This is a genomic window from Fimbriimonas sp. LA-C6 (assembly GCF_055398105.1).
Genome location: NZ_AP038796.1, coordinates 3,637,691 through 3,662,505, shown reverse-complemented (window position 1 = coordinate 3,662,505; position 24,815 = coordinate 3,637,691). Strand labels below are relative to the sequence as shown.

Sequence of the window (24,815 nt, the reverse complement as noted above, 5' to 3'; positions counted from 1 at the left end):
GTTTCCTTACGAATGAGGAGGGCGCCTAAGAATGCCTAAGGCAGCCGAACGATCACTTCAACAAACTTCTGACCACGCCAAACGCTCAACTTAACGATGCCCTTCGTCGAGGCCAAAAAGCGATCGACATCCTGGGTCTCCTTCCCATCGATAGCCCGAATCACATCCAAAGTCCGAAGACCGAAACGATGACCAAGGCTACCTACAGGCACATCCACCAAAAGAATCCCCACCCTGCCAGGCAATCCAGTTGCAGAAACCTCTCCATCCGTATCGACCTTTTTAATTTGGCAACCTAACCATTTGACCTTTCCAGGTTCCTGGTCAATCGGAACTTTCGCAGTAGCCTGTGCCGGCAGTTCCGGCCTCTTAGCAATCGCCCTCAGAGACGCCCTGCTCACCCCAAACTGATCCATCGGGAAATTCTTAAACCCAATCGCAAGTGCCTCAGAATCAGGACGCACACGATAATCCCCCGATGCCGGCGCAACAAAAGCAGCCCGCCCCATCAGCGAATGCGCATCCCGTCCACTCTGCTCCTGCAACACAGTAGCAGGCACTGCTGATAACAAGGCGGGACGGTGATAGTAGTTCCAATCCACCTCAGCACCCCAAGGCTTCGGAACCTGAATCGGCTGATACTCCGTGCACACAATGTTGTGTCGAAACACATCCTGGCTACCCACAAACCAAACATGAGGATGGAACGAGTTCGCAACCATCACATTGTTCTGAACAACGCGCCGGAACCCCTCCCTGTTCTTAATGCCGCCATTGAGACAAAGATTATTCTCAATCAGATAGTTCGAAGAACCGTCGTCCAAATCGATGTCCCATCCATGATCGCAACGGAACCGGTTGTTGCGAATAACGATGGTCTCAATCACATCCAAAAACGGCAGTGAGTCTTGAATCTTGTTCGGATCAACATCCAAAAGACCCCAATAGCGATCGCGCCCCCAAGAGTTAAAAGATCCGTGGTCCCCAGTCTCCTTCACCGTATCAAACACATCGTTGAACTCAATCACATGACCGCCCCAGCAGCCATCACCAACATTAATGCCCGCCCTCGGAACGTCATAGATCGAACAATGCCGAACCCGGATTCGCCGAGCCATCTCAATCTGGACAGGAGCAGTCTGTTTTTCAACCCGACCAGTCCGAGTGATTAAACAATCCTCAACAGAACAATCCATCGGGTAGTCGTCCGTCTTAGGACCAGGAACCTTGTCAATGTCAGCAAGCTTCTGCCGCTGCTCATATTCAAACAGAGGCGAACGGACCGCTTTGGGTAACCCCACAAACGCAACTCCATTGCCTCCGATCTCTTCAATACGACACCCCACCACCCGAAAGCCCCGGTTGCGACCACTCACAAAAATCGCATTGCCGCCCAATTGATCCAGGAAGCTATCCTCAATGCTGCACCCCTCGGTGCCCTCAGCCAAAATCGCCCCGCCACGATAAGTGGTCCAGTCGCTCCTCAACAAAGGCTCACGGTTCTCCATGAAAGTGCGCTGGGACTGAGTAAACCGCACACCCTTGAAGTGAACGTCTTTCGCACCACGAAGCTCAATCAAGTGCTTCAGGCGGACCACTTCGACTCTCGCCTTGGAGAGATCAACGCCATCACGTGGATAGTAATAGAGCGTATGGGTCTTCCCGTTTAGGAACCACTCCCCAGGAGCGTCAAGCTCCTCAAAGATGTTCTCTACAAACCGGTACTCCGGATGCATGCCCATCTGGCGGTTATTCTGCCACCCACCTTCATATGTGACCTTACCGACCTTGTCCTTCCCCGTGATCCGATAGTGGTAGTCACCCCACATCGCAACGTGCATCGCATGCAAAAACCCACCAGTCGGATCAGCCCAGCGCTGAGCCCGCTCAGGACTGATAGCGTCCTTGGCATATCCGTGTAGAATGCGCTGGCTCAAATCCTCGTTCGGATAGCGAGCCATCGTTTGGCGCTGATCATTGATGAAAAGCTGATCAGTACTCACTCCCTCAGGAACCCTCGCCTGCATGATTCCATCACGGTAAGGCTTCCAAGCGAGTCGCAACTCAGTCCCACCGCTGATCGTCACAGTGGCCCCTCGGGCGGCCGCAAACGTCGTCCCAGAGTTCTTTACGCCCAACACCAACGTCTTAGGCAGATAGTAGGTGCCCGTCGCCATTTCCACCACAGGAACGTGTCGCTTCGCGGCCGCCTCCAACGAGCGCAGAGGCTTCGCCCGAGTACCTGGGTTCAGATCCGAGCCGTCAGGGCTAACATAAACGGTCGGCGGCACAGAATGACCTGCCAAAACCCACATAGCAATAACTAAGTTGTTCATCGAGTCCACTTTCCAGAAGCTTCACCCGTGCAGGTCAAACCCCCTGCCGATCCTCGAGCAACCAACACAGTTTCGAGAGAACGAAACGGAGAGAGTGCAAGAGCGACCTTAATCACAGATGATTTCCATTATCACCCTTGCAAACCCAATTCAAAACAATGCGACCCAATTGTGCGATTCTTATGACCGAATCTCACTAAGACGCATCAAGGGAACGCCTACCGAACTGCGTTCTTGATAAACGTCGCCAAGTCGTCGTGCAACTGCTTGCGGCACTTCTCATCCAGATACATCATGTGCCCGGCAGCGTAGTAGCCCTTGCTAATATTCGACTTCAATCGTGGATCCAACTCCATCTGACCCAAGATCTGCTCCACAGTCCCCATAGGACAAGCAAAGTCGTAATAGCCCATCGCAACAAACAGCTTCGTAAACGGATTCTGGGTCATCGCGCTGCGGAGCGACTCGCTAAGCTCAATCGGCCCCTCACCAGAATTCCAGCCACCCGTCAAACCTTCGCCCAGCACGAAGTATTTCGAATTGGTCTTGTAACCCAAATCGTTCCGCATGTACTCGTTCATACAGGAAGTGAAAGGAGGGGTGATCGCCGCATCCGAAGCGTCGTACTCCGGACTGTCCGTCGCCCAAATCCGATCAATCCCCTTGAACCGAGAATCAAACCGTCCAACCGTAAACTTCTCATCCCGAAGAATCTCTTTGTAAAACAAGCTATCAGAGATGCGCAGATTGCTGTTCTCAATGAACGTCTTGCTGAGTCCGGTATAGCGAGACAACTTCGCGACCAACGCCTTTCGCTTCTCAGGACTAAGCAGATCGCCCATCGTCAGGTCCGGCATGTACTCGTCATAAACAAACTTCTTCACCTCAGCCACCACATCCGCAAGCGGTCGCTTCTGAAGATCAGCAGGCAGCTTCTTGTGGTACCAAGCGGTCGCGGTGTAGGTCTGCAAATAGAACGCATACGGCTGGTTATTAGCCCGAGCAAAGTCTTGAACCGACCCATTGATGTACGGCGAAACCAAGATCAAACCGTTCAGCCCCACGCCATTACCCGTAAGCCACTTGGCCAACCCCGAGCCGCGAATCCCACCGTAGCTCTCACCCAATACAAAGACAGGAGAAAGCCACCGGCTCTCCTCAGTCAGATACATCCGAATAAACTCGCCAACCGACTGAATGTCCTCCTGAACACCCCAGAACTTCTTGCCGTACTCCGGTTTCTCAGGACGGCTATAGCCCGTACCAACCGGGTCAATCATCACCAGGTCCGTCTCAGGCAACATCGACTCATCATTCGGCACGAGCTCATAAGGAGGAGAAGGCATCATGCCATCCGGCTCCATCTTCACACGCTTCGGACCAGTGAAACCAAGGTGCAGCCACAAAGAAGCCGAGCCAGGACCGCCGTTAAACACAAACGTCACAGGCCGCTTCTTGCCCGAACCCTGAAGCTTGTAAGCAGTGAAGAAGATGCGCCCTTCCACTTCCCCACTCTGGGTGTTCCGAATCGGCATCAAGCCGCTCGTCGCCGTGTAGGTATAAGACTTGCCCGCAATCACCTGCGTGTGGTCCTTGCGAACCCAACCCACATCGTTCGGGTCAGGAGCCTTCTGTGCCAGGCAGCTCGCGGCAACGCCAAGAGCAAGAGTGAGGTTGAGAATTCGGAAACACTTCATAAAGAGAGATGCTCAGAATACGTCATTTACACTAGCCAAGCAAGCGCTCAATGCACTACTCTTGCGTTTAGTCGAACCACAGAACACGCTTCTCAGGTTCGAGGACCCAAACCATGTCGCGATTTAAAGCCGGTGTTCTTGTTGCCAGTAGCCTCCTCCTCTCTCACGCCCTCGCCTCCGAATGGCCACTCACACGGGCCGAGCGAACCAACTTCAATGAGACCTCTCACTATTCAGATGTAGTCACTTTCCTCAAAGACCTCCAGAAGATGGGAGCGCCCGTCTCAATCCAGATGATCGGAACCAGCCACGAAGGCCGCGATATCCCCATGGCAATCGCATCCTATCCCCCGGTCTCCACCCCCGCAGAAGCACAGCGCCTCGGAAAGCCCATCATCTACATCCAGGCCAACATCCACGCAGGAGAAGTAGAAGGCAAAGAAGCAGCACAGATCGTCCTGCGACGCCTATGCCAGGCAGGTCCCAAAGGGCTCCTCAGCAAGGTCATCCTCATCGTAGTTCCCATCTACAACATCGACGGCAACGAGAAGTTCGGCCCAGTCGCGGTCAACCGACCAGAACAAGACGGCCCACCAATGGTAGGCGTCCGACCCAATGGTCAAGGCTTCGACCTCAACCGCGACGCCATCAAATCCGAATCACCCGAAAACTCCGCACTCCTAGCCAACGTCTACAACGCCTGGAACCCAGACGTGATGATGGATCTCCACACCACCGATGGAACACGCCACGGATGGGAGCTCACCTACGCCCCACCCCAAAACCCAAACACCGAAGCCACCATCGCGAAGTTCTCACGCGACACCTTAATAGGTCATGTCCGACGTGAAATCCAAAGCAAATATGGCCTCCCTCTCTTCGATTACGGCAACACCGAGCGCTTCGGCAAGCAAACCGTCTGGGCAACATTCGGCATGGAAGGTCGCTACTGCACCAACTACGTAGGCCTCCGAAACAGAATCGGCATCCTCTCCGAAGCAACCACCTACATCCCATTCAAAGCCCGAGTGGAAGTCACCGACAAGTTCGTCACCAGCACCATCCAATACGTCGCCGACAAAGCCAAACAGGTCGTAGCTCTCACCCGAAGCGCCGATGCAACCGTCGTCGCATGGGGCCAAAACCCAGCGACAGCACCTCCCATGGGAGTCCGCTTCGACCTAGACCAGCGCGGACCAGACACAGTACTCCTCGAAAAGCCTCGTGCAAAAGGTGAGAAGTACGACATCGCTTCCCGCCCAACCGAGATCATCAAAGAGAAGATGCCGATCTACGATCGCTTCAAGATCACCAAAACATCCAAGTACCCCGCCGCCTACTTCATCCCAGCCTCAGAGTCCAAAACCATCGAACTCCTCAAGCGCCACGGCGTCATCGTAGAAAAGCTGGCCGAAACCTGGAGCGGAAACGTCGAGAAGTTCTCCATCAACAAAGTGACCACAGCCAGATCCGCCTTCCAAGGCCACAAGCTCATCACACTAGATGGGACGTTCACACAAGGGTCGGCAACGGCAGCCGAAGGAACCTACGTGGTCCGAATGGCACAACCCCTAGGAGTGCTCGCATTTCATATCCTAGAACCCGAAAGCCAAGACGGAGCAACCGCTTGGGGCTTCCTAGGAGAGAAGTTCGAAGCAGGCCAGACCTACCCAATCCTCAAGAGCTACGACCAAGTAAAAGCCGCCTTGGTCCGCTAACACAAACAAAAAGATGGCCCTGCTCTCCTAGAAAGGGCCATCTTTTCACGCTATGAACCAACCTACGCAGACAATCGCGGATCTGCTTGAATGCCGTTCGGAAACAGTTTGGAGTCAATGTCGTGTCGGAGTTGCTTCTTAAGCTCTTCCAACCGCATCCGCTTCAGCTCGTCTTGCTCTTCAAGAAGTCGCAGAGCTTCTCGAATCACCTCGCTAGCGTTGTTATAGAAACCAGACTTCACCTTCTGCTGGATCATATTCTCGAATTCGGGAGTCAGTGACACGTTCATAGTCTTACCAAGGGTTCTAAAATGACTATTGGCATTTCCCAAAAAAATCTCATCAACATCAGCCCGATTACACGAGAAAATGCAAATTCCTAGCATTTCTTAATAACTGACATCAGCAACTTAACCGGCAAACCCCCATAACACCCCCACACCCCATACTCACAGGCGAGAGCTCTAGTTATCCCGACTTCAACTATGTGGGCAGGCCAGGAGGTCGAGGTCTTCCATAACCTCGCGGATGCTAAGGTGAAGCTTGCGGCATACCGACGTTGGTACAACGAGCAGAGGCCGCATTCGTCGATTGAGAACGAGGCGCCGGACCTGTTCCGCACGCGGCGTTCAGAGTCCGGTCGGGCTAAGCCTTCCCTCCTTCCGAACGCCGCCACGACCACCCATACTCACAGGACAGCGGACTCTAATTATCCCGCCTTCACCGATGGGGTAGACCACTTAGCTTCTCCATACTTCTCTGCAGATTGACTCTTTTAATGGTCACCCATCTCCATGCTTTTTAGAATGTCACCCTTTCAAGGTGCGCCACCATTATCGCCGGCATCCCTTTTGCATATGAGCTTGCCAATGCTAAGAGACGCATAGATCACGACTGAAACAAACGCAAACCCAACTACCGATCGAACGGTGCCCACTAGAATGGCTGAAGCAGGCAACAAGACCAGTAATCCGAAACCGGCAAGAAGGAGTAGTGCCGAGTAAATGCGCTTGAAATGCGGTGACGTTTTGAATGTAGATCCGATCCACGACACACTGCCAATGACAAGACCCGCCAATGACCAAATTATGTCAAGCTTTACAATTTTCAAGGGAATTTCCTAGCCTCCATGAGTATCTTCACTACCACCAGATCCTTCGTAGCACCAGAACAAGCCAGCGACTAGGATCGTCGAATATGCCGCAGTCGGAACGATTGCTATTGCCTCAATACCATGAGCAGCGGGGCTATTCAAGCCTGCGGCTATGGCACTTAGGAGAGTTGCCCCAACACCAAAAACGAGGAATTCCAGGGCATCAACCTGAACTGTTGACCACTGATCAATGTCAGTACATCCTAATGCCATAAAAGTATCATATGCATACGTGAGCCTTCCTTCGGGGGTTTTGAACATCCCATTGCCATCTATAAAATTCACCGGATCGTTATCACAATACGTGAACCAGTCATGTCCGCTGATTGCGGAGTCTTCGCTTATGAAGCGTCCGCTTGCAAGATCGTAGTATCTTGAGTGCATAAAGATCAGGTCAGACTCATCGTCTTTTCTATGCCCCAGGTTTGCGCAGTATCGTCCTTTCGGATAGCCTGTCGTGTTTCCAGAACGGATTTCATACTCACAGGCGAGAGCTCTAGTTATCCCGCCTTCAACGATGGGAGGCAGACCACACGATCGCTCCGACACTGACCGCTGAGTATGCAGCATGTTCCTGCAGCAAGGGAGGTCCTCCAATATAGTGACCCTAATTTCACGTAGACAAGTTTGCAGAGCGCGACGCAGTGAGGCACAAACAATATCACGTTTAGGTACTGACCGGCACTCACAACCGTTCTGGCACTGCGTCAGGGTCTAGAGCGCTTCCCACAGCCAGTTGTGATTCTTGAGGTGGTTACTGACTGGGTTGGCCGACGATGACATCCTTCCTGTCATCGTTTAGTCTCCTTCGTCGAGTTTCCGAAATGCCAATCAAAGTCAGGCTCAAAACGATCATGAGAACACCCGTCGACACTGACTGGCGGAGCACATAGATTGAGGGAATCACGAGGACAATAGATCGGATATACACAGAGTTATGCCTTGATCTTCCAAGTATTCGCCCAATACCATTGTCGCTAACATGAGTGAAGACTGTTCCGATCAGCCACACCCCACACCAAGCCCAAACAGACATTAGCACCTCACCCGCTCTACTCTACAACTAGTGACTAGCATTGTCTATCGCCTCACTTACCATCTATGCAACACAGATGATTGTATATGCATAAGCAGCAGCAATCGCTGCATAGGCGAGTGTCTTCATTCCAAACCCTGCTCCTGCTGCAGTGGTTGTCAGAAAAGGTTTAGCCCACTCTAGGGCCCCTTCGACCGCCAAGCCAATGGTCATGTCAGCCATTCCATACGACCCATCTAAATTGTTAGCAGAAAAGGTAAAGGCAGCGAAAAGCACAGCTTTTTCAGCTGCCGCTATAGCAAGTTCTAGCGTTACCGTCGCGCCAACCGTCCGCTGTATGAAGTCGAGTTTCTATCCAGTCGAGATAATCGAAGAGCTCTTATTTATGAGACTAGCCATTAGAACGGGAATCGGTCAATTCCCTTTCATCTGGCTCAGAAAGACCGCATCCAGTAAACGCAAGAGGTTCACCGACTCTGACGAGCTACCGAGGTCTCCTCATAAGAAGAACCTTCAACGTTCCATCCTTAAAGTCACCTTATCCGACTGTATCGATGGCAGTGAGTTCTGAGCTGAATTTCAGCGAGAAGGTGAAGAGTTCTTCGAGTTCGTTCCCGTCGAGGGAACTGTCGGCATGCCGAGTTGAAAGTGCAAGAGCTCTTTTGATCGACTTCGCAAGGTCCTCACCATCGAGAAGCGTTCGCAAGTCGTCAACTCTCCGTTGGTCCCCAGCTTTCTCATAGCATCTCATGCAATGGGCAGCGCCACCGACCATCAGGGCCACGATATCGACGTATTGCTCACGCTCCCACTCCTGAAAGGTCTGCGGCAGAGGGAAGCGTTTCGATAGGCGGGAGGCCAACTCTCTCAACGACAAGGAACTTGAGTCAAGCGCTTCTATTTCGTCTAAAGACTGGTGATTGCTCTCTGGCTCGATCCGCCCCTCCTCCTGCCTAAGACAAAGCGACCAGAATCTGCGAACACAGCCAAACGCTTCAAGCACGTCGCCTGGACCAAAGGAGACATGCCCCTCGTCCAGCCGTGCGCGGGTGTGCTTGAAAAAATCCAAGAGGCCGCTCACCTTGAACGCACTCCAGGCACCTTCATCCGACACATAGGTCGGCAGAATCCCGTTCGGATGTGGCTTCAGCGCCAGAATGACACGAGAGGTAACCGCACATACTTCGAACGCAAACTTCTCCGAACCCGAGCCCAAAGACATCAGGCTACTTGCCGTGCTGCGAATCGACTCCATTTCCGCTTCGGTCATCTTTTGAACCACTCCCAAAGCTCTTGCCCCTCGCTCAAAAATTCGAGCATGATCTTTATCACCCCTATCGCGACTTGCGCTGCCAAGACGTTGACCACATTCATGCAGCCTATTCCCTGCTTGACCTAGCCGATCTTAGTATGCATCTCGCTGGCCCCGCCCATCGCTGCTACAGTCTGCTAATCCACCCCCGCTTCGTTGATGAACGCATCTCCTTGAGCTTTCGCGAATGGACCCGCACCTAGCTGGCCGGTTCGTTCCACCGCTTAGCGCGGGCCGATCACTCCGCGCCGTTCTGAGTTTCGTCTATAGCAACACACCGGCCCCTTCAACACCTAGCGTGCTTCCTTAAAATCAAAGGACCCGCTACGAGCCACGCGTTTGCCTTACCCAACTTAGAACTCCGCTTCGGATTCGATCTGAGCTTAAGCTTTCCTCCAACCGGAAATCCAATCATAAACTGGTATAGGCAAAGTCAATATGCATAACTAAGTGATGAACTTGGGAATGTCATCCATCCACTTGGCACACTCCTCTTGCAAGGTCTCAAAGCAGCAGATATCTTCGTAGCGGTTAACGCCCATTAAATCCCAGGACAGGCGACCCTCCCCCATAATGCCCACAGGGCTTAGGGCTTGACTCAGTTTGATAGTCCGAACCAATAACTCGTCACCAATAGCTATGTCGACAATAGATGCTCCATGCCATGACTGTAAAGCGACAAGTTTCGGCGTCAACCCAGAGACAATGTCAGTCAACACTCTTTCTCGAAGCTTCTCGAACCTGTCGAGTGGAGGTGAAGTATCAGGACCATGAAGAACTTTGATCGGTGCCAAGAGGGAGGTGCCCAATCGCTCGATTGCAGCCCCAATCCTCCAAGGAAATTGCAGATCCGTCTGAGACTCCATGTAGACATACCAGCGACTCCCTTCCGGCAAATCAAATTGAGTTTGAAAAAGGGCACCGTCTGACGACAATGAACTTACCCGCACGGCCAAGATATCCAAGAGAATCTTCGACCGCCTAATCACAATTGGATCAGCGGTCGAAGTTAGCCCAAGAGTTGAATGCATATCATCAAATCTTGACCTCAAGATCTTAATGCAATCTGAGTATTGATCTACTAAAGATTTCATTTTTGGGCTCTACAGCTAATTCAGGAGAGGATTGCCTCCTACAGATGGACCACCTCCGAGATAGTCTGCCATCTGCATCATCATCATCGACATTTGTCCCATGTAGATTAACCCGACTACATATTCGGCGATATACTTCGCGCTTTGTCCGCGAAGGAGATCACCCGCCTCTGGACTCGGAGAGCCCGCTGCCGTTGCTCCACGTCGTTGGGACTCTATAAGGGCACACTCTGCAAGAGTCATCATCCCGGTCATAAATTGCCCATACCTTACTGCGAAGAACTGAATGGGGGGTGCCATATTTATTTTCAATCAGTTCAATTGTAAACTAAAGCAGCATAGAATCCATCTCTGCAACGAAAGATTTTCCGCTAGCATCGAGTCCCGTGGTGGGCTTATTGCCGCACAATGCTCGCGATTATACGAAAGAAAATGTGTCTTGTGCGTATTATTTGTCACTTGTGGGTACTTTCCATTATTGAAGTGAGTTTTACTTCAATAATTAGTAAAAGTTTCTTTATGAAACCTACATCTTTCAGTCTCACCTATTTTTAGGGAGGATAGTTGGCATGGCTCCTCGCTGTTCGTATCGGGATAGGTTAACTGTGTTGTGTGGATGCCTCCAATGCCTCTGACCCAGCTCTTGTCTTCGTTCTCCTTTCGTTCTGAGTCGCGAAGTCTCCAGAAGCGACTCCCGGCCCGCCTTGCACATGAGGTGGGCAGTTTGTTTTTGACCACTTGTGTTCCCAACTCCTACTCCTGATGCCAGGTGGTGACACAGGCCCCGTCGCGACGCGCTAGACGCCCTTCCTGCTCTCTCAAACAACCATCCGCTTTTTCCCGAAAACTCACGAAAAACGCCCAAAAACACCCCAAAAAGAGGCAAATTTTAGTACTATTTTTCGCCCTTTAACCACTCTCAAACTCCGCTCCCAACCACCCCAAAGACCACCAAACCCACCTCTCCAATTCTAAAAATCAGGTTCAAACCCAGCCCAAAGCCCCACCCTCAACCCACCTGTTCCGTATCATCACGCACAAGGCCCAAAACCACAAAGCCCTTTGAAAACCGAATATCCAAAAAAATTCTGGAAAAACCCACAAAACAAAAAAAGCACATGGCAATGCATGTGCCCCTTGGGATCTGATCGAAACGAGCGCTTAGCTAACGCGAGCCAGCCAGTCTCGGAGGTTGTAGTACGAGGTGATGCGGGTGATCTTCCCATCAACCTCTTCAAAGAACGCAGCAGCCTGAATCGAATAGGTCTGCCCCTTAGCAGGTGGCAGAGAGCCGTCCGTGGTCAAATACTGCCCGGAACAAGTGAACTCAGCAGCACCCCGGTTACCGTTGGCAAATACCACCAGGTCCGTAATCTGCTCCTTATAACACTCATCCATATGCGCCTTAAAAGCCCGGAAAGCAGCCTTCCCAACCTCACGACCACCCTCGTTGATGTCATGCACCACGTCCTCCGACAAGGTAGCAATCATCGCCTCAGCATCGTGCTGGTTGAAAGCATCAAAGTAGGCACGAATCAGACGCTCAATTTCACTCATGCTCTATTCTGATCGAAACGAGGTTAAGGGAGGGGGCAACCCGCAGATCCCCATACTCATCATCCTACGTATCGAATTCGGTCTTCCCCGCGCAAGTTCACGGAATTTCAGGTTCAAGACTGTTCAACATTGAAGCATTTAATGTATCATCAATCCTTACGCCCCGGTTTGGTGCTGGTGGGCTGTATCCTTAATTCAAATGACCCGCATCGTAGTTATCGATAGTCACACCGAGGGTGAACCTACACGTGTAGTAGTCTCCGGCGGCCCCACCCTCTCACCAGGGTCCGTAAGTGACCAGCTTGAAGAGCTCTCAACTAAGTTCGACGGACTCCGTTCCGGAGTGGTTTGCGAACCTCGCGGTTCAGATGCAGTAGTAGGTGCCCTCCTCTGCGAACCCAGCGACCCAGCAGCTCAGTTCGGCGTGATCTTCTTTAACAACGTGGGATACCTAGGGATGTGCGGCCACGGAACCATTGGCCTAGTAGCAACCCTTCAGCATCTCGGTCGAATCGAACCAGGCGATGTAACCATCGAGACCCCAGTCGGCAATGTCACCGCTCGCCTACACCCCGACGGCAGCGTCACCATCACCAACATCCACAGCTATCGATATAAGAAAGCAGTATCTGTTGAGGTCCCCGAGTACGGAACAGTCGTAGGCGATATCGCCTACGGAGGCAACTGGTTCTTCCTAGCCAACAGCCCCTACGTTCTCTCACTCATCAACCTCAAGCAACTCACGGACTACAGCGTCGCCGTCCGAAACGCCCTGGCAGCACAAGGAATCACCGGAGCAGATGGAGCGGAAATCGATCATGTAGAACTGTTCGGCGAACCTGGAGATGCCGGAGCCAACAGCCGCAACTTCGTTCTCTGCCCCGGTTTGGCGTACGATCGCTCTCCTTGCGGAACTGGCACAAGTGCCAAACTTTCCTGCCTCGCAGCCGATGGCAAGCTTCTTCCAGGTCAACGTTGGATCCAGGAGAGCATTATTGGAAGCTCTTTTGAGGGACAATATGTACAGGATGGAGACGGAATTATTCCACAAATCACAGGAACAGCTTTCATCACTGCTGAATCAACTTTGATCTTTGACGACCGAGACCCATTCCGGAACGGCATCCTCCCATGACCGATGTGATCGTAGTGGGCGGTGGGATTGTGGGCACTTCCTGTGCCCTTGAACTCACCCGCCAAGGTCTCAAGGTGACCGTAGTCGAGAGCGGAGCCATCGGTGGCGGCTCCTCTGCTGCTGGCATGGGCCATGTGGTCGTCATGGACGACTCCGACGCCCAGTTCGCCCTCACCAGCTACTCTCAGAAGATCTGGCAAGAGCATTACGAGATCATGCCGAAGCGATGCGAAGTGACTCACACGGGCACCCTTTGGGTCGCGGCAGATGAGGAAGAGTTTAGCCACGTGGAGTCCAAGCATCAGTTCTACTCAGCCCGCGGACTCAAGTCGGAAATCTTGGATGCAAAACTCCTCCGCCAAGCCGAACCGAACCTGAAACACGACCTCGCCGGCGCCCTTCGAGTGATCGATGACAGCGTGATCTACCCGATGACTGCCGCTCAATGGATGCTGGATGAGGCGATTGCCAAAGGCGCGAAACTGGTGCAAAGCAAGGTGGTCGCCATGAACGGCAAGTCCGTCACCTTGCAAGACGGCACCCGCCTCGAAGCCAACAACGTAGTGAATGCAGCCGGTGGCCATGCCGCCGAACTGACTCCCAGCCTCAACATCCAGCCACGAAAGGGCCACCTCATCATCACCGACCGGTATCCAGGGTTTGTGAACCACCAGTTGGTGGAGCTTGGCTACTTGAAGAGTGCCCACACCATGAGCAAGGAGTCGGTTGCGTTCAACCTGCAACCCCGCGCAACAGGTCAGCTGCTCCTAGGTTCCTCCCGCCAACTTGTGGGATGGGATTCGAGCATTGACCGAAGCATTGTCAAGAAGATGGTGGACCGCGCATTGATGTATATGCCTGGCATCGCAAATCTCTCCGCTATCCGAGTGTGGACCGGCTTCCGAGCCACTACCCCAGATAAGTTGCCTTTAATTGGACCCTTGCCAGAGCAGGAAGGACTTTACATCTGTGCAGGTCACGAGGGACTGGGCATCACCACAGCAACCGCGAGTGGACGACTGATTGCGGACATGATTGCTGGCAAGCCCTCCCAAATCGACCCTACCCCCTACCTCCCTTCAAGGCCGGTGAAAGACCATGATTGACCTCAAAATCAATGGCAAATCGGTAAGCGTTGAACCTGGAACGACGGTGGCTGCAGCGGTGATGAACATGGGGGAGACCCGGTTTAGACGATCCGTGAAGGAAGATCCACGCGCTCCACTGTGTGGGATGGGGATCTGTTTTGAGTGCCGCCTGAAGATCAACGGCGCAACCCACCAACGCTCTTGCAACGTGGTTTGCGAGAACGGCATGGAGGTTGAAACAGATGCCTGAGCAGTTGGATTTTGACGTCCTAATCATCGGTGCCGGCCCCGCTGGAATGGCTGCCGCGATTGCCGCTGCCGAGTCTGGCAAGAGTGTGGGCCTGGTAGATGAGAACCCTGCTGCAGGTGGCCAGATCTGGCGTGCCAGCAAGGCCAAGATCCACCCCGAGGCACAACCGTGGGTGGATCGACTTGTTTCGAGTGGGGTCAATATCGTTCCTGGGACCTCGATTTTCGATGTCCCCAGGACGGGAATCGCAGTCGGGGAGCGCGCTGGGAAGCTGGTTGAGATTCGACACAAGTCGTTGATCCTGTGCACCGGTGCCCGAGAGCTGTTCCTTCCCTTCCCTGGTTGGACACTGCCCCGCGTGGTGGGTGTGGGTGGCCTTCAGGCGCTGACTAAGTCCGGTTTGGAGATCTCTGGCAAGCGGGTTCTGGTTGCCGGGTCGGGTCCTCTTCTGATGGCCGTGGCTGCTTCCCTCGCGAAGTCTGGAGCGCAGCTTGTTGGACTGGTTGAGCAGGCTTCTTTGTCTAGCTTATTTGGGTTTGGTTTTGAGATTGCGTTTCAGCCAACCAAGCTGAAGCAGGCGATTCAGTATTCACGGCAGGCCAAGAAGGCGTATCAGTTTGGAACCTGGGTGAAGTCGGTAAGTGGCGACGGTCAGGCTCAGAAGGTTGAATTGACGAACGGTAGCAAGACCTGGGAAGTGGAGTGCGACTATGTTGCCTGTGCTTACGGACTGGTTCCAAATACGGAGCTACCTCAGCTTCTTGGCTGTACCCTTGATGGCGATTTTGTGAAGGTGGATACCTACCAGCAGACCTCAACTGAGAGTGTGTACTGCGCGGGTGAGCCGACTTGTATTGGCGGTGTGGATCTCTCGATTGTCGAGGGGCAGATTGCTGGATACAGTGCTACTGGACAGAAGTCCAAAGCCGAAGCGTTATTCAGCCAACGCCAGCGCCACCAGAAGTTTGCGAAGAAGCTTGACGAGGCTTTTGCCTTGCGGGAAGAGCTGAAGTCTCTTGCGACTTCGGAGACCGTCATCTGCCGCTGTGAAGACGTGCGGCGCAATCAGCTTTCACCGGAGATGGGTTGGCGTCATGCCAAGCTTCAGACCCGGTGCGGAATGGGTCCCTGCCAGGGCAGGATTTGCGGCGCTGCAACCCGAACAATTTTTGGATGGAAACCGGATTCCGTGAGGCTTCCAATCTATCCGACGACACTTCAACATCTCGCCGAACTCCCTTCGGCAAATACCAATCACGAGGAACATTAATACCTATGCTATGGCGCGGAGTTTTCCCAGCAATCACCACCCCCTTTAACGAAGACCTAACAATCGACCATGCGTTCATCGCAACCCACGTCAAGTGGCTTGTGGAGAACGGTAGCAAGGGTATCGTCGCTCTCGGTTCGCTTGGAGAAGGCGCAACTCTTTCCTTCGATGAAAAGGTTGCCATTCTCAAGACTTGTGTTGCTGCTGTTGGCGACCAGGTGCCCATCATCGCAGGAATCTCATCGCTCAGCACTGCTGAAGCTGTGGCACTTGCTAAAGAAGCTGAAGCAGTTGGATGCGAGGGCTTGATGGTCCTTCCTCCATACGTTTACGCTCCTGACTGGGCAGAGGCCAAGTTCCACTTCAACTCCGTTATTCGCGCTACCAAGCTTTCGTGCATGTTGTACAACAACCCGATTGCTTACTCTTGCGACGTTCTGCCTTGGCAGATTGCTGAGCTTGCAGCTGAGAACGAGAACCTTCACAGCGTGAAGGAGTCTTCCGCTGACATCCGACGACTGGCTTCGATCCGATCGCTGATCGGCGACAGACTTGCTCTGTTTGTTGGAATGGATGACATCCTCGTTGAGGGTATCCAGGCTGGTGCGACCGGTTGGATCGCAGGTCTCGTCAACGCATTTCCTAAGGAGTCCGTTGTTCTTTACGATCTGTGCATGGCTGGCGAGTACGACAAGGCGTTTGAGCTGTACAAGTGGTTCCTGCCTCTTCTCAAGCTCGACGTCGTGGTGAAGTTTGTTCAGCTGATCAAGTTGACTCAGCAAGAAGTGAACATGGGAAGCGAGCGAGTCCGCCCTCCACGTCTCGAGGTTGTTGGAGCCGAGCGAGAAGCTGCTCTGAAGACGATCCGCGAAGGCATCGCCAACCGCCCTACTCTCTAAGAGAAATAGAAGAGGGCTCCTGTTCTGAAGAACAGGAGCCCTTTTTTGTTGCCCAACCTTTTGGGTTGGGCAACAACACCCTAAAGGATTTAAGGGTTGATTTGGACTGTCTTGTACTCGGTGTAGAACTCTTTCGCCACGGAGCCTTGCTCGCGAACGTGTGAGCTGGAACCCTTGAATCCGCCGAATGGGGAGTGTGGGTCGACGCCTGTGGTGTCTCCGTTTACACGAACCAGACCGGCTTCGATCTGATCGATGTACTTGAGGGCACTTGGGATGTCCTTGGTGTAGACAGCCGCGCTGAGACCGAACTTCGAGTTGTTCGCGAGTGCGATGGCATGCTCGTAGTCTTCGGCATCTAGCATGGCGAGTACTGGGCCGAACAGTTCTTCTTGTGCAAGAGGAGACTCAATGTCCACGCCTGTGAAGAGCGTTGGGGATACGAAGTAGCCTTCTGCAAACTCGCCGGTCATGTTCGCGTCAGGGCCTAGGACCTTCTCTGCTGTGGCGGCGTTGATTGCTTTGTAGAGATCGTTCTTGGAGTCGCTGCTGATGACTGGTCCGAGCGCTGAAGTTGCTTCAGCAGGATCGATCATGCTGAGTGCATTGGTTGCATCGATGAGCTCTTTGAGGAATGCTTCCTTGACAGCTTTCTCGACGACGACGCGGCTGGTGGCCGTGCATTTCTGGCCTGCAAATCGGAATGCTCCGCTTGCGACTAGGTTTGCGGCCTGCTTGAGGTCGGCGTCTTTGAGGACGATACCGACGTTCTTACCGCCCATCTCTGTTTGATACTTGATGTTGCGTGCAGCGCAGGTCTTTGCGACTACTTCGCCGACTGCGTCCGAGCCGGTGAAGCTGATTGCTCGGATGTCCTTGTGACCCATGAGGGCTCCGCCGATCCGTGAGCCTTTACCGAAGATGACATTGAAGACGCCTGCTGGAAGTCCGGCTGCTGCGGCGGTCTCTGCTAGGAGGCTTGCCGTGTAGGAGGACTGCTCTGCCGGCTTCATCACGACGGTGTTTCCTACTGCAAGAGCCGGTGCGGCTTTCCAGAGTGGGATGGCCAGTGGGAAGTTCCAAGGTGTGATGAGTCCTACAACGCCGAGCGGCTGTCGGAGGGAGTACTGGAGGCTACCGCCTACCTGTGCTGGAACGACTTCGCCGACGGAGCGGACTGCTTCTCCTGCGTAGTAGCGGAGGATGGCTACGCATCGTCCGACTTCGCCGCGGGCTTCTCCGATGGGCTTACCGACTTCTGCGACGACTGCGTTGGCTAGATCTGCGCTTCGGGCTTGGATTGCATCTGCCCACTTGTAGAGCGCCTCCGATCGAGCTGGACCGGATAGTTTTGCCCAAGCTTTTTGGCTTTCCGCAGCGGTGCTGACCGCAGCTTCGACGTCGGCGGCATCCCCACAAGGGATCATTGCCAGGACGTGCTGGGGTTTCGAGGGGTTTAGTGTCTTGCCCCAGTCTGCAGATTGAGACGGAACGAACTGTCCGCCTATGAAATTTTTAAGTTGAGTCGCGTCCATGGTTCAAATTGGAGAGCTACTTGAGCCTATAAGCCATCAAGCTTTGTAGATCGTTTATAACACATCCACACCGATGAGCAACTCGATCACAGTCTTCAATTTACCCATTCGTTGAAGGCAAAACCGTTCAATATTGATTAAATTCCGGTCGATTTTCAGGACTCGTCTTCTGGTGCGCAGAGAGGTTCGCCGAAAGTCGGATGAACTCTTTCGAGAAGCGCCAGCAATTGATCGCACTCTTGGTCGCTAAGTGGGTTCATTGCTTTGCGGATCCTATCGAGGTGCTCTGGATAGAGTCTGTCGAAGAGGTCTTCGCCTTCTTTGGTGATTTTCACGAAGACGATTCTTCTGTCTTCGGTATCTCGAATTCGCGTAACTAGGTTTTGCTTTTCGAGGTTATCCACCACGACGGTGACGTTACCACCTGTCTTGACAAGATATTTTGCAATATCCCGTTGAGCGAGGGGGCCACGGAGTTTAAGCACTTTGAGGGTGCTGAATTGGCTTGCGGTAAAGCCTTCAGACACCAAGCCACGGCTGACCTGATGGTGGAGGAACTCTCCGCTTCGGATTAGCTTGACATAGGCTCCAACTGCCTTCTCCGTCAGCTCAGCACTCTTAGTAGTAGTTCGCATATAAATCAAAAACCTACGGAAACTACATTATCCCGAATTTGAAGCTAAAAAACGGATAAAATTTGAATGACTTCACATTGTGTTATTCCAAGACTGCCCTAGACGGTCTTAGGGCCTTGCCCCAGACATTAGGTTGTCGGAATTTACAGTCAAGAGTGTCTTGATAGGGATGGGTAGTCCCCCGTCCACGAAGCGGTTCTCAGAGGCTAAGATGGCGCGTTAGTATGCTCCACACTTTCATCTGGTAAACGGACATGCAAGCGGCACACCTGACAGAGAGCACTTTGTTTCGACCTATAAAGGTCCTCCTAGAGTTTTGGGAGAATAGTTGACCGCTGACTCTATTTGACAAGTGAATTACAGGCATATCTGTTTTGGCAGTATGCCTGTAACATCACCCTTCTCAATCACTCGACCCTATACCAGAAGATCGAGTTCGTTTTGAGTTAGTGTCGGATGCATAGTCAGCCCCATCGCTTGCGCTTGTTCGTACTGATCCGCAGTAAGGATGTATCGCTTTGGTTCTGGAACCTGAAGCGTCTTCGCTACTACGTTTGGCTTATACGTGGAGCTTCCGTCCGAGTTCGACTCATGATCTGAGCCGGGTCTTGTTTGACTTGCAGGAGACACGGGTTGTGTCTTCTGCATGCTTGAAAGATCGGGCGGGACTATTACATATGTGCGTGTGACCGGGTCCATATCCAGACCTCCTCACCGTTTATCTTCCGCACGTAAGGAGGGTTTCTTCACACTGCATCCACCAGGATAAGAAAAAACTAAGAACAATACTTATTGGATAATATCCCTAGCTGTTATTCTTACTTATTTCGAATGAAACTATGCCAAATAGCCGGGTCTTCCAGCCCTAATCGCCACATTGCAAGTCCTCTTACACCTAGCTTTTTTGCCAACTCGATTTTGGGTTTACTTGCATCGGCATCTGCAAAGAAGACGACACGTCCATCGTAGCTACCTGTGAGTTCTTGTGACTCTAAATCTCTCTTAAATTGGTACTGACTTGAGAGTTGTTGAAATTCTTTCCAACCAAAAGATTCCCCTTTCTTACCTTTCCAGTTATAGCCATATGCTGGGATTCCTATTTCCAGTTTTTGTTTAGGGACGGTTTTTACGGCGTTAGACATTACTTCTGAGACCCAGTTGATGGACGCCACGGGTCCGGCTCCTGAGGTCTCCCAGTGCTGGTCGTAGCACATCACCCTAAATCGATCAACTACCTTCCCCAATCTGGGCCAGTCCTGAGCGATGGTTCCGTCCCATGTTCCAGGCTCTGAAACCTTGGGGTGAACTGCAATTGCGAGCATTTTTCGTTTTGAGTGAAGTTTCTTTGCGAGGAGCTCCACGAAGGTGCTGAAGGGGTCACGGTCTGCGGCATTGAGGCTTTCGTAGTCGAGATCCAGCCCGTCTACTCCCATTGTGATGGTGTGCTGGACGAGGGCGTCTGTGTGCTTTTCCATGAGCGAGGGAGAGCGGAGCATGTCGTGGAGGCACTTGGCATCGAAACCATCACCGGTGGAGTTGACCGCGATGACGAAGACCTTGGTGCGGTTTTGTTTGGCAATCTTCTTGGTCTTGGCTAGGTTTTCTTCTGATGGGGTGTTGTCTCGGATTGAGTCACCGTTGGCGGTGCATCGGATGCCTTCGATTGTTACCGTGTCGATTTGGGCAGCATGTGTCTCGAAGGAGTTCAGTGAATCGGGGTCCCAGGACATCATCCATGCGCTGAGTCGGAGTTGGGGGACCATGCAGCTTGCCCATATGACAGTGGCGATCATGATTACAACTTTACGCTTGGTGAAGTTGTTCGGCGACTGGAAACTGAAGAAATTCTGTCTGTCGTTGTGGACATCTGTGGCAGATTTATAGGATTTTTCGGATGATGACCTTCCCTAGACCCGATACTTTTGCTATAGTCACTCATCACGCGGTGTTCCGCTCTGGAGTCAGTCTTATGTTGCGACAAATTAAGTTTCCTCTCGTTTTCGGCGTTTCGCTCATCGTTATCGCCTGTTCTAGCTTCCAGGCAAACGCGATTCCTCCTTTCGCCAAGAAAGAGAAGAAGACTTGCGACTACTGCCACTTGAGCCCGTCGGGCGGAAAGCGCGGTTTCCGTGGCTTGTACTACAAGGGCCACAACCTTTCCTTTAAGGGCTTTGTTGAGGCTAAGGAAGCGAAGAAGGCTGGCGTGAAAGTCGGCGTGAAGGGCGTTGCCAGCAAGCCAACCAAGGCTTACACCGGCAAGTAAGATCTCTTAGGAGCGTCCGAGTCGTTTTGACTCGGGCGCTTTTTTGTGCGTCCTATTCGCTGTAAGGCCAGAAGTAGTTTTGTTTTTGGGAGAGCCAGAGGGAGCGGAGTTTGATATGTTTTGCGTGTCCATCGCCAAAAGCGAAAAGCTCATAGTCTTGATCTCGCTTGTTGTCTGCGTTCCTGTAGAGTTCGAGTGCGGCTTCGCGGTCAATGCTCGGTGTGAATGGCTGCGGCCATGTGTTCGCGCTCTGTTCTCCCCAAAGCCACCAGTGGAAGATCCAGGCTCGGGTCGGTAGTTTGCTGTTGTTGTTTCGGATTCCTAGCGTCACCCAACTGCCAGGATTCTTGGCCTCTGCAGTTTTGAAGCCGTAGGCTGCCCAGGCGTTGAGGGTGAATGACGTTTTGTATTCGCCGTTGCTGATGCTTGGGTGGTTTGGGTCTTTGGGAGGCTTGGACGTGTCGAGCGGTGATCTGTATAGGGATGCATCTTTGACGTATGGGAAGATCGCAGTGGTCCAATCTTTGTCTTCGGATGCGTAGCTGGCCCTATCGTCCCATACTGGGGGCAGGTGTGGGTCTTGGACTGTGCGAGTGGCGTAGGTTGGGAACTTATCGTTGAAGTCGCTCGTGTACATGAAAAGGCCGACAGACATTCGCTTCATGTTGGAGAGGGTTAGCCAACGTGTTGATTTGCCACATTCGATGAATACGGGCATGAAAAGTGCGGCCATGACAGCCAGGAAGAATGTGATACAGAGGACATCGCGGAAGAGGATTTTTTTGAACATCTGAGTGCTGGTTGATCCTAATTGTGGGGATCGAACTGGTTTTTGTCCTTTGACCAGACGCGGTCAAAGCTCCATGGAATCACTCCGCCATCCAATGTAAGAAAGTAGCTGGCCGTCCCTTGGAAGGTCAGATCGTTTTGGGCTGCTTTGAATCTCTCTTTTGGATCCTTATTTGCCCATTGAGTCCAGTCGAAAATCCAGGCTGTTGTCGGGGGGAGTTTAGCATTGTTTCTGATGCCCATGAGAATCCAGTTTTTGGTCTGGATGTCGTCTTGGCGGGGACCGAGTGCGGCGCTGACGTTGAGCGCATAGGTGGTGAGGTATTTGGTTGGATTTGAGCCGTCTAGAGGGTCCCTCAGGATGGATGGTGTGGCGTAGTAGGGTTTTAGGATGGCTGTCCAGTCTTTGGCTGGGTCGAAGGATGGGGTGATGTCTTCGGGTCGGTTGGCGTAGTGGGGGAACGTTTGGTCGAAGTCGTTTAGGTAGAGGTTGATTGCCTTGTACAGGGTTCTAAGGTGGCGTTTTCGACTGGTTAATGGGGACTCATTTGGGTTTGATCTGACCACCAAGAATAGCCAGGTGATTGGACCGATGACCAAGGCGAGAAGGAGCAGCTGCCATCCATCGATGCGCTTGGGTTGCCAGACTTCTCGAACCTTGGGTGACGTTCTCATTCTCTTGTTGGTGCGGATTCAATTATAAGACGTTCATGCCTTGGTACAAAATTCTCTGAAATCGTTGCGGTTGTACGGCTACTAACCTGTTAGCGGTGTTAAATTCCTTACCAGGAATGGTCGGTGTGTAGGTTCAAGGGCGCATCTGGGTGGGTTCGCCTGTCACAATATAGGCTTATGGGGCTCAAGATTCGTTCGAACGTTTTGAAGATGCAGCCTTACTCTCCTGGAAAGCCGATTGAGGAAGTAAAGCGCGAACTCGGGCTTGATCGTGTGATCAAGTTGGCATCGAACGAGAACCCATTTGGACCTTCACCTAAGGCGGTTGCTGCGGTGCAGGCTGCTGCGGCAGAGATGCACATTTATCCTGATGGCGCGGCCTATCAGTTGAAGCAGGCGATTGGCCAGAAGTATGGCGTGCCGATGGAGCAGATCATTGTTGGCAACGGCAGTGATGAGTTGATTCATCTGCTTGGGTTGGTTTTCTTGGGCGGGCCTGATGACGAGATGTTGATGGGTGATCCCTCTTTCTCTCGTTATGATGCGGCGGCTCACCTTGCTCCAAGTCCGTTGGTTAAGGTTGCTCTTGACGGCGATTTTAAGCACGACCTTCCTGCGATGGCGAAGGCCGTTACTGCCAATACCCGGTTGATTTGGATTGCGAATCCTAACAATCCGACCGGAACGATTGTGCGGAAGGCTGAAATGGATGCGTTTCTTGATGCGATTCCGGCCCATATTCCTGTGGTGTTGGATGAGGCTTATTACGAGTTCGCTGCTGACGAAGCCGACTATCCAGTTTCTCTCGACTACATTCGCGCGGGCCGCAACGTGATTGGCCTTCGCACATTCAGCAAAGCCTTTGGGCTGGCCGGGATCCGCGTCGGTTTCGGTTTTGCGCCTGAAGAAATCGTCGATGCGATTAATCGTATTCGCGAGCCATTTAGCATCAACTCTCTGGCCCAGGTTGCAGGTATTGCGGCCCTCGGAGACGACGATCACGTGAGGACAACGGTGGAGAACAACCGGCGAGGAATTCAACTCCTCGCCGGTACCTTCCGGGAACTCGGAGCGAAGCCGGTTGAGAGCTTTGCTAATTTCGTGTTCGCCGATTTGGGGCGGCCAGCCAGGCCCGTCTTCCAGGCGCTGCTTGAACGCGGCGTTATTACCCGTCCTGGCGATGTACTCGGTAGCCCGAACTGCCTTAGGGTTAGTATTGGGACCGACGAGGAGATGCAGATTTTCGTGAAAGAATTGAAAGAAGTTATGGCACCGGCGGTGGTTCGTTGATTATTGTGATGAAGGGCGGCAGTGAGGCCCGACAGGTTCAGGAGATCAGCGATCGCCTTGTTGAGATGGGTTACGTTGTGAACCCTATTTATGGAGTTGAGAAGACCGTGATTGGCGCCGTGGGTGGCAAAGAGCACGAGAAGGTCGACTTTATTGATCAGTTGAAGGCGTATGACAGCGTTGAAGACGTGATCTTGATCACGAAGCCATACAAGTTTGTTGCCAAGGAGTACAACCACGGCAAGAAGTCGATTGTTGACGTTGGTGGCGTGAAGATTGGTGGCGACGAGGTCGTCATGATGGCTGGTCCTTGTACTGTTGAGTCTGAGGAGCAGTTGTTTAGAACCGCGGATGCGGTGAGCAAGGCTGGCGCGCAGATTCTTCGGGGTGGTGCTTACAAGCCTTGTACTTCACCTTATTCCTATCAGGGAATGGGGGTTGAGGGGCTGGAGCTTCTGAAGGAGGCTGGGCGTCGGTATAACCTGAAGGTTATTACTGAGGTGATGCACGTTCGCAAGGTTGAAGAGGTTTCGCAGTATGCGGACATTCTTCAGATTGGAACGCGGAACATGCAGAACTATGACTTGCTTCGTGAGGTGGGTCAGTCTCGCATTCCGGTTATGTTGAAGCGCGGTATGACTGCTAAGTTGGAAGAGTGGCTGTTGGCTGCTGAGTACATCGCGAGTGCGGGCAATGAGCAGATTATGCTTTGCGAGCGGGGTATTCGGACGTTTGAGCCTTACACTCGGAACACGCTTGATTTGAGTGCGATTCCGGCTATTAACAACCTGTCGCACTTGCCGGTGATTGTGGATCCTTCTCAGGGTACTGGTCGGCGGGAGTTGGTTGGTCCTACTTCTAAGGCTTCGGTGGCTATTGGCGCGGATGGTCTGATCATTGAGGTTCATCCGAATCCGGATCATGCGATTAAGGATGGCGCTCAGAGCATTACTATTGAGGCGTTTGAGACGCTGATGCCTGAGTTGGCGGCGATTGCCCATGCTGTGGGTCGGTCGGTTTCGCTTAAGTCTGGCGTATTGGCTTAAGGCTTCTGAACGGCGCCTCCCATTCTTTGAATGGGAG

General features: G+C 52.6%; 25 protein-coding genes. 10 read left to right on the top strand and 15 right to left on the bottom strand.

The features are described 5' to 3' along the window. Positions 1 to 35 precede the first annotated feature (35 nt). Entirely contained in the window at positions 36 to 2,336 is a 2,301-nt protein-coding gene (locus ACZ51B_RS16830) for a peptide-binding protein (RefSeq protein ID WP_464294504.1), read from the bottom strand. A gap of 218 nt (positions 2,337 to 2,554) precedes the next feature. Continuing rightward, positions 2,555 to 4,033 carry a S10 family peptidase gene (locus ACZ51B_RS16825; RefSeq protein ID WP_464294503.1) on the bottom strand — a complete coding sequence of 493 codons (1,479 nt, stop codon included), beginning with the start codon at positions 4,031 to 4,033 and terminating at the stop codon, positions 2,555 to 2,557. 113 nt (positions 4,034 to 4,146) lie between these two features. Here ACZ51B_RS16825 and ACZ51B_RS16820 point away from each other — a divergent pair, with 113 nt between their 5' ends. Beyond that, positions 4,147 to 5,751 (top strand): M14 family metallopeptidase, encoded by a 1,605-nt coding sequence (locus ACZ51B_RS16820; protein ID WP_464294502.1) that lies wholly within the window; start codon positions 4,147 to 4,149, stop codon positions 5,749 to 5,751. Positions 5,752 to 5,813: 62 nt separating this feature from the next. On the opposite strand, the gene ACZ51B_RS16815 is transcribed toward ACZ51B_RS16820, so the two are convergent. After that, complete coding sequence (locus ACZ51B_RS16815) at positions 5,814 to 6,041, bottom strand: type II toxin-antitoxin system ParD family antitoxin (RefSeq protein ID WP_464294501.1); 228 nt, start codon at positions 6,039 to 6,041, stop codon at positions 5,814 to 5,816. Positions 6,042 to 6,236: 195 nt separating this feature from the next. Between ACZ51B_RS16815 and ACZ51B_RS16810 the strand changes: the two genes are divergently transcribed. Beyond that, positions 6,237 to 6,521, top strand: a complete 285-nt coding sequence (locus ACZ51B_RS16810; protein ID WP_464294500.1) for an integrase core domain-containing protein — start codon at positions 6,237 to 6,239, stop codon at positions 6,519 to 6,521. A gap of 350 nt (positions 6,522 to 6,871) precedes the next feature. Here ACZ51B_RS16810 and ACZ51B_RS16805 read toward each other — a convergent pair whose 3' ends face one another. The 6 genes from ACZ51B_RS16805 to ACZ51B_RS16780 all read right to left on the bottom strand — a co-directional run bounded on the left by ACZ51B_RS16805 (position 6,872) and on the right by ACZ51B_RS16780 (position 11,903). Beyond that, positions 6,872 to 7,474, bottom strand: a complete 603-nt coding sequence (locus ACZ51B_RS16805; protein WP_464294499.1) for an RHS repeat-associated core domain-containing protein — start codon at positions 7,472 to 7,474, stop codon at positions 6,872 to 6,874. Between the two features lie 529 nt (positions 7,475 to 8,003). Further along, positions 8,004 to 8,153 (bottom strand): hypothetical protein, encoded by a 150-nt coding sequence (locus ACZ51B_RS16800; protein WP_464294498.1) that lies wholly within the window; start codon positions 8,151 to 8,153, stop codon positions 8,004 to 8,006. A 325-nt stretch (positions 8,154 to 8,478) separates the two neighbouring features. Further along, a complete protein-coding gene (locus ACZ51B_RS16795; protein WP_464294497.1) occupies positions 8,479 to 9,210 on the bottom strand; it encodes a hypothetical protein in 732 nt (243 codons plus the stop codon). A gap of 488 nt (positions 9,211 to 9,698) precedes the next feature. Continuing rightward, entirely contained in the window at positions 9,699 to 10,346 is a 648-nt protein-coding gene (locus ACZ51B_RS16790; protein ID WP_464294496.1) for a hypothetical protein, read from the bottom strand. A 15-nt stretch (positions 10,347 to 10,361) separates the two neighbouring features. Beyond that, positions 10,362 to 10,646 carry a hypothetical protein gene (locus ACZ51B_RS16785; protein WP_464294495.1) on the bottom strand — a complete coding sequence of 95 codons (285 nt, stop codon included), beginning with the start codon at positions 10,644 to 10,646 and terminating at the stop codon, positions 10,362 to 10,364. Positions 10,647 to 11,507: 861 nt separating this feature from the next. Beyond that, a complete protein-coding gene (locus ACZ51B_RS16780; protein ID WP_464294494.1) occupies positions 11,508 to 11,903 on the bottom strand; it encodes a ketosteroid isomerase-related protein in 396 nt (131 codons plus the stop codon). Between the two features lie 199 nt (positions 11,904 to 12,102). On the opposite strand from ACZ51B_RS16780, the gene ACZ51B_RS16775 reads away from it, so the two are divergent. From ACZ51B_RS16775 to ACZ51B_RS16755, 5 genes are read left to right on the top strand one after another with little or no spacing between them, the layout of a single operon-like run. Then, entirely contained in the window at positions 12,103 to 13,038 is a 936-nt protein-coding gene (locus ACZ51B_RS16775; RefSeq protein WP_464294493.1) for a proline racemase family protein, read from the top strand. Beyond that, a complete protein-coding gene (locus ACZ51B_RS16770; protein ID WP_464294492.1) occupies positions 13,035 to 14,144 on the top strand; it encodes an NAD(P)/FAD-dependent oxidoreductase in 1,110 nt (369 codons plus the stop codon). Before ACZ51B_RS16775 ends, ACZ51B_RS16770 begins: the two co-directional genes overlap by 4 nt. After that, complete coding sequence (locus ACZ51B_RS16765) at positions 14,137 to 14,376, top strand: (2Fe-2S)-binding protein (RefSeq protein ID WP_464294491.1); 240 nt, start codon at positions 14,137 to 14,139, stop codon at positions 14,374 to 14,376. The genes ACZ51B_RS16770 and ACZ51B_RS16765 overlap by 8 nt, the downstream gene beginning before the upstream one ends. Then, on the top strand, positions 14,369 to 15,646 hold the full coding sequence (locus tag ACZ51B_RS16760; RefSeq protein WP_464294490.1) for an FAD-dependent oxidoreductase: 1,278 nt from the start codon (positions 14,369 to 14,371) through the stop codon (positions 15,644 to 15,646). The genes ACZ51B_RS16765 and ACZ51B_RS16760 overlap by 8 nt, the downstream gene beginning before the upstream one ends. A 5-nt stretch (positions 15,647 to 15,651) precedes the next feature. Further along, positions 15,652 to 16,545: a dihydrodipicolinate synthase family protein gene (locus tag ACZ51B_RS16755; protein ID WP_464294489.1), complete on the top strand. Its 894-nt coding sequence runs from the start codon at positions 15,652 to 15,654 to the stop codon at positions 16,543 to 16,545. An 89-nt stretch (positions 16,546 to 16,634) separates the two neighbouring features. On the opposite strand, the gene ACZ51B_RS16750 is transcribed toward ACZ51B_RS16755, so the two are convergent. The 4 genes from ACZ51B_RS16750 to ACZ51B_RS16735 all read right to left on the bottom strand — a co-directional run bounded on the left by ACZ51B_RS16750 (position 16,635) and on the right by ACZ51B_RS16735 (position 20,508). Continuing rightward, complete coding sequence (locus tag ACZ51B_RS16750; RefSeq protein WP_464294488.1) at positions 16,635 to 18,080, bottom strand: aldehyde dehydrogenase family protein; 1,446 nt, start codon at positions 18,078 to 18,080, stop codon at positions 16,635 to 16,637. Positions 18,081 to 18,235: 155 nt separating this feature from the next. Then, positions 18,236 to 18,715 (bottom strand): MarR family winged helix-turn-helix transcriptional regulator, encoded by a 480-nt coding sequence (locus ACZ51B_RS16745; RefSeq protein ID WP_464294487.1) that lies wholly within the window; start codon positions 18,713 to 18,715, stop codon positions 18,236 to 18,238. Positions 18,716 to 19,132: 417 nt separating this feature from the next. After that, positions 19,133 to 19,363, bottom strand: coding sequence for a hypothetical protein (locus tag ACZ51B_RS16740; RefSeq protein WP_464294486.1), 231 nt, complete (start codon positions 19,361 to 19,363; stop codon positions 19,133 to 19,135). Between the two features lie 170 nt (positions 19,364 to 19,533). Next, the gene (locus tag ACZ51B_RS16735; RefSeq protein WP_464294485.1) at positions 19,534 to 20,508 is read right to left on the bottom strand and encodes a glycosyl hydrolase family 18 protein; all 975 of its coding nucleotides are present in this window, start codon (positions 20,506 to 20,508) and stop codon (positions 19,534 to 19,536) included. A gap of 176 nt (positions 20,509 to 20,684) precedes the next feature. On the opposite strand from ACZ51B_RS16735, the gene ACZ51B_RS16730 reads away from it, so the two are divergent. Then, positions 20,685 to 20,978 carry a hypothetical protein gene (locus tag ACZ51B_RS16730; RefSeq protein WP_464294484.1) on the top strand — a complete coding sequence of 98 codons (294 nt, stop codon included), beginning with the start codon at positions 20,685 to 20,687 and terminating at the stop codon, positions 20,976 to 20,978. Positions 20,979 to 21,030: 52 nt separating this feature from the next. Here ACZ51B_RS16730 and ACZ51B_RS16725 read toward each other — a convergent pair whose 3' ends face one another. Both ACZ51B_RS16725 and ACZ51B_RS16720 read right to left on the bottom strand, forming a co-directional pair. Continuing rightward, the gene (locus tag ACZ51B_RS16725) at positions 21,031 to 21,768 is read right to left on the bottom strand and encodes a hypothetical protein (RefSeq protein ID WP_464294483.1); all 738 of its coding nucleotides are present in this window, start codon (positions 21,766 to 21,768) and stop codon (positions 21,031 to 21,033) included. 17 nt (positions 21,769 to 21,785) lie between these two features. After that, positions 21,786 to 22,442 carry a hypothetical protein gene (locus ACZ51B_RS16720; RefSeq protein WP_464294482.1) on the bottom strand — a complete coding sequence of 219 codons (657 nt, stop codon included), beginning with the start codon at positions 22,440 to 22,442 and terminating at the stop codon, positions 21,786 to 21,788. A gap of 177 nt (positions 22,443 to 22,619) precedes the next feature. On the opposite strand from ACZ51B_RS16720, the gene hisC reads away from it, so the two are divergent. Together hisC and aroF are read left to right on the top strand one after the other, a co-directional pair. Beyond that, positions 22,620 to 23,732: a histidinol-phosphate transaminase gene (hisC, locus tag ACZ51B_RS16715; RefSeq protein WP_464294481.1), complete on the top strand. Its 1,113-nt coding sequence runs from the start codon at positions 22,620 to 22,622 to the stop codon at positions 23,730 to 23,732. Then, the gene (aroF, locus tag ACZ51B_RS16710; protein WP_464294480.1) at positions 23,729 to 24,778 is read left to right on the top strand and encodes a 3-deoxy-7-phosphoheptulonate synthase; all 1,050 of its coding nucleotides are present in this window, start codon (positions 23,729 to 23,731) and stop codon (positions 24,776 to 24,778) included. The genes hisC and aroF overlap by 4 nt, the downstream gene beginning before the upstream one ends. The last annotated feature ends 37 nt before the right edge of the window (positions 24,779 to 24,815 follow it).

What these genes read in the sequence shown, in the direction of transcription:
- ACZ51B_RS16830 (WP_464294504.1), bottom strand. Translation starts at nt 2,336, where the DNA reads ATGAACAACTTAGTTATTGCTATGTGGGTTTTGGCAGGTCATTCTGTG.
- ACZ51B_RS16825 (WP_464294503.1), bottom strand. Translation starts at nt 4,033, where the DNA reads ATGAAGTGTTTCCGAATTCTCAACCTCACTCTTGCTCTTGGCGTTGCC.
- ACZ51B_RS16820 (WP_464294502.1), top strand. Translation starts at nt 4,147, where the DNA reads ATGTCGCGATTTAAAGCCGGTGTTCTTGTTGCCAGTAGCCTCCTCCTC.
- ACZ51B_RS16815 (WP_464294501.1), bottom strand. Translation starts at nt 6,041, where the DNA reads ATGAACGTGTCACTGACTCCCGAATTCGAGAATATGATCCAGCAGAAG.
- ACZ51B_RS16810 (WP_464294500.1), top strand. Translation starts at nt 6,237, where the DNA reads ATGTGGGCAGGCCAGGAGGTCGAGGTCTTCCATAACCTCGCGGATGCT.
- ACZ51B_RS16805 (WP_464294499.1), bottom strand. Translation starts at nt 7,474, where the DNA reads ATGCTGCATACTCAGCGGTCAGTGTCGGAGCGATCGTGTGGTCTGCCT.
- ACZ51B_RS16800 (WP_464294498.1), bottom strand. Translation starts at nt 8,153, where the DNA reads ATGACCATTGGCTTGGCGGTCGAAGGGGCCCTAGAGTGGGCTAAACCT.
- ACZ51B_RS16795 (WP_464294497.1), bottom strand. Translation starts at nt 9,210, where the DNA reads ATGACCGAAGCGGAAATGGAGTCGATTCGCAGCACGGCAAGTAGCCTG.
- ACZ51B_RS16790 (WP_464294496.1), bottom strand. Translation starts at nt 10,346, where the DNA reads ATGAAATCTTTAGTAGATCAATACTCAGATTGCATTAAGATCTTGAGG.
- ACZ51B_RS16785 (WP_464294495.1), bottom strand. Translation starts at nt 10,646, where the DNA reads ATGGCACCCCCCATTCAGTTCTTCGCAGTAAGGTATGGGCAATTTATG.
- ACZ51B_RS16780 (WP_464294494.1), bottom strand. Translation starts at nt 11,903, where the DNA reads ATGAGTGAAATTGAGCGTCTGATTCGTGCCTACTTTGATGCTTTCAAC.
- ACZ51B_RS16775 (WP_464294493.1), top strand. Translation starts at nt 12,103, where the DNA reads ATGACCCGCATCGTAGTTATCGATAGTCACACCGAGGGTGAACCTACA.
- ACZ51B_RS16770 (WP_464294492.1), top strand. Translation starts at nt 13,035, where the DNA reads ATGACCGATGTGATCGTAGTGGGCGGTGGGATTGTGGGCACTTCCTGT.
- ACZ51B_RS16765 (WP_464294491.1), top strand. Translation starts at nt 14,137, where the DNA reads ATGATTGACCTCAAAATCAATGGCAAATCGGTAAGCGTTGAACCTGGA.
- ACZ51B_RS16760 (WP_464294490.1), top strand. Translation starts at nt 14,369, where the DNA reads ATGCCTGAGCAGTTGGATTTTGACGTCCTAATCATCGGTGCCGGCCCC.
- ACZ51B_RS16755 (WP_464294489.1), top strand. Translation starts at nt 15,652, where the DNA reads ATGCTATGGCGCGGAGTTTTCCCAGCAATCACCACCCCCTTTAACGAA.
- ACZ51B_RS16750 (WP_464294488.1), bottom strand. Translation starts at nt 18,080, where the DNA reads ATGGACGCGACTCAACTTAAAAATTTCATAGGCGGACAGTTCGTTCCG.
- ACZ51B_RS16745 (WP_464294487.1), bottom strand. Translation starts at nt 18,715, where the DNA reads ATGCGAACTACTACTAAGAGTGCTGAGCTGACGGAGAAGGCAGTTGGA.
- ACZ51B_RS16740 (WP_464294486.1), bottom strand. Translation starts at nt 19,363, where the DNA reads ATGCAGAAGACACAACCCGTGTCTCCTGCAAGTCAAACAAGACCCGGC.
- ACZ51B_RS16735 (WP_464294485.1), bottom strand. Translation starts at nt 20,508, where the DNA reads ATGATCGCCACTGTCATATGGGCAAGCTGCATGGTCCCCCAACTCCGA.
- ACZ51B_RS16730 (WP_464294484.1), top strand. Translation starts at nt 20,685, where the DNA reads ATGTTGCGACAAATTAAGTTTCCTCTCGTTTTCGGCGTTTCGCTCATC.
- ACZ51B_RS16725 (WP_464294483.1), bottom strand. Translation starts at nt 21,768, where the DNA reads ATGTTCAAAAAAATCCTCTTCCGCGATGTCCTCTGTATCACATTCTTC.
- ACZ51B_RS16720 (WP_464294482.1), bottom strand. Translation starts at nt 22,442, where the DNA reads ATGAGAACGTCACCCAAGGTTCGAGAAGTCTGGCAACCCAAGCGCATC.
- hisC (WP_464294481.1), top strand. Translation starts at nt 22,620, where the DNA reads ATGGGGCTCAAGATTCGTTCGAACGTTTTGAAGATGCAGCCTTACTCT.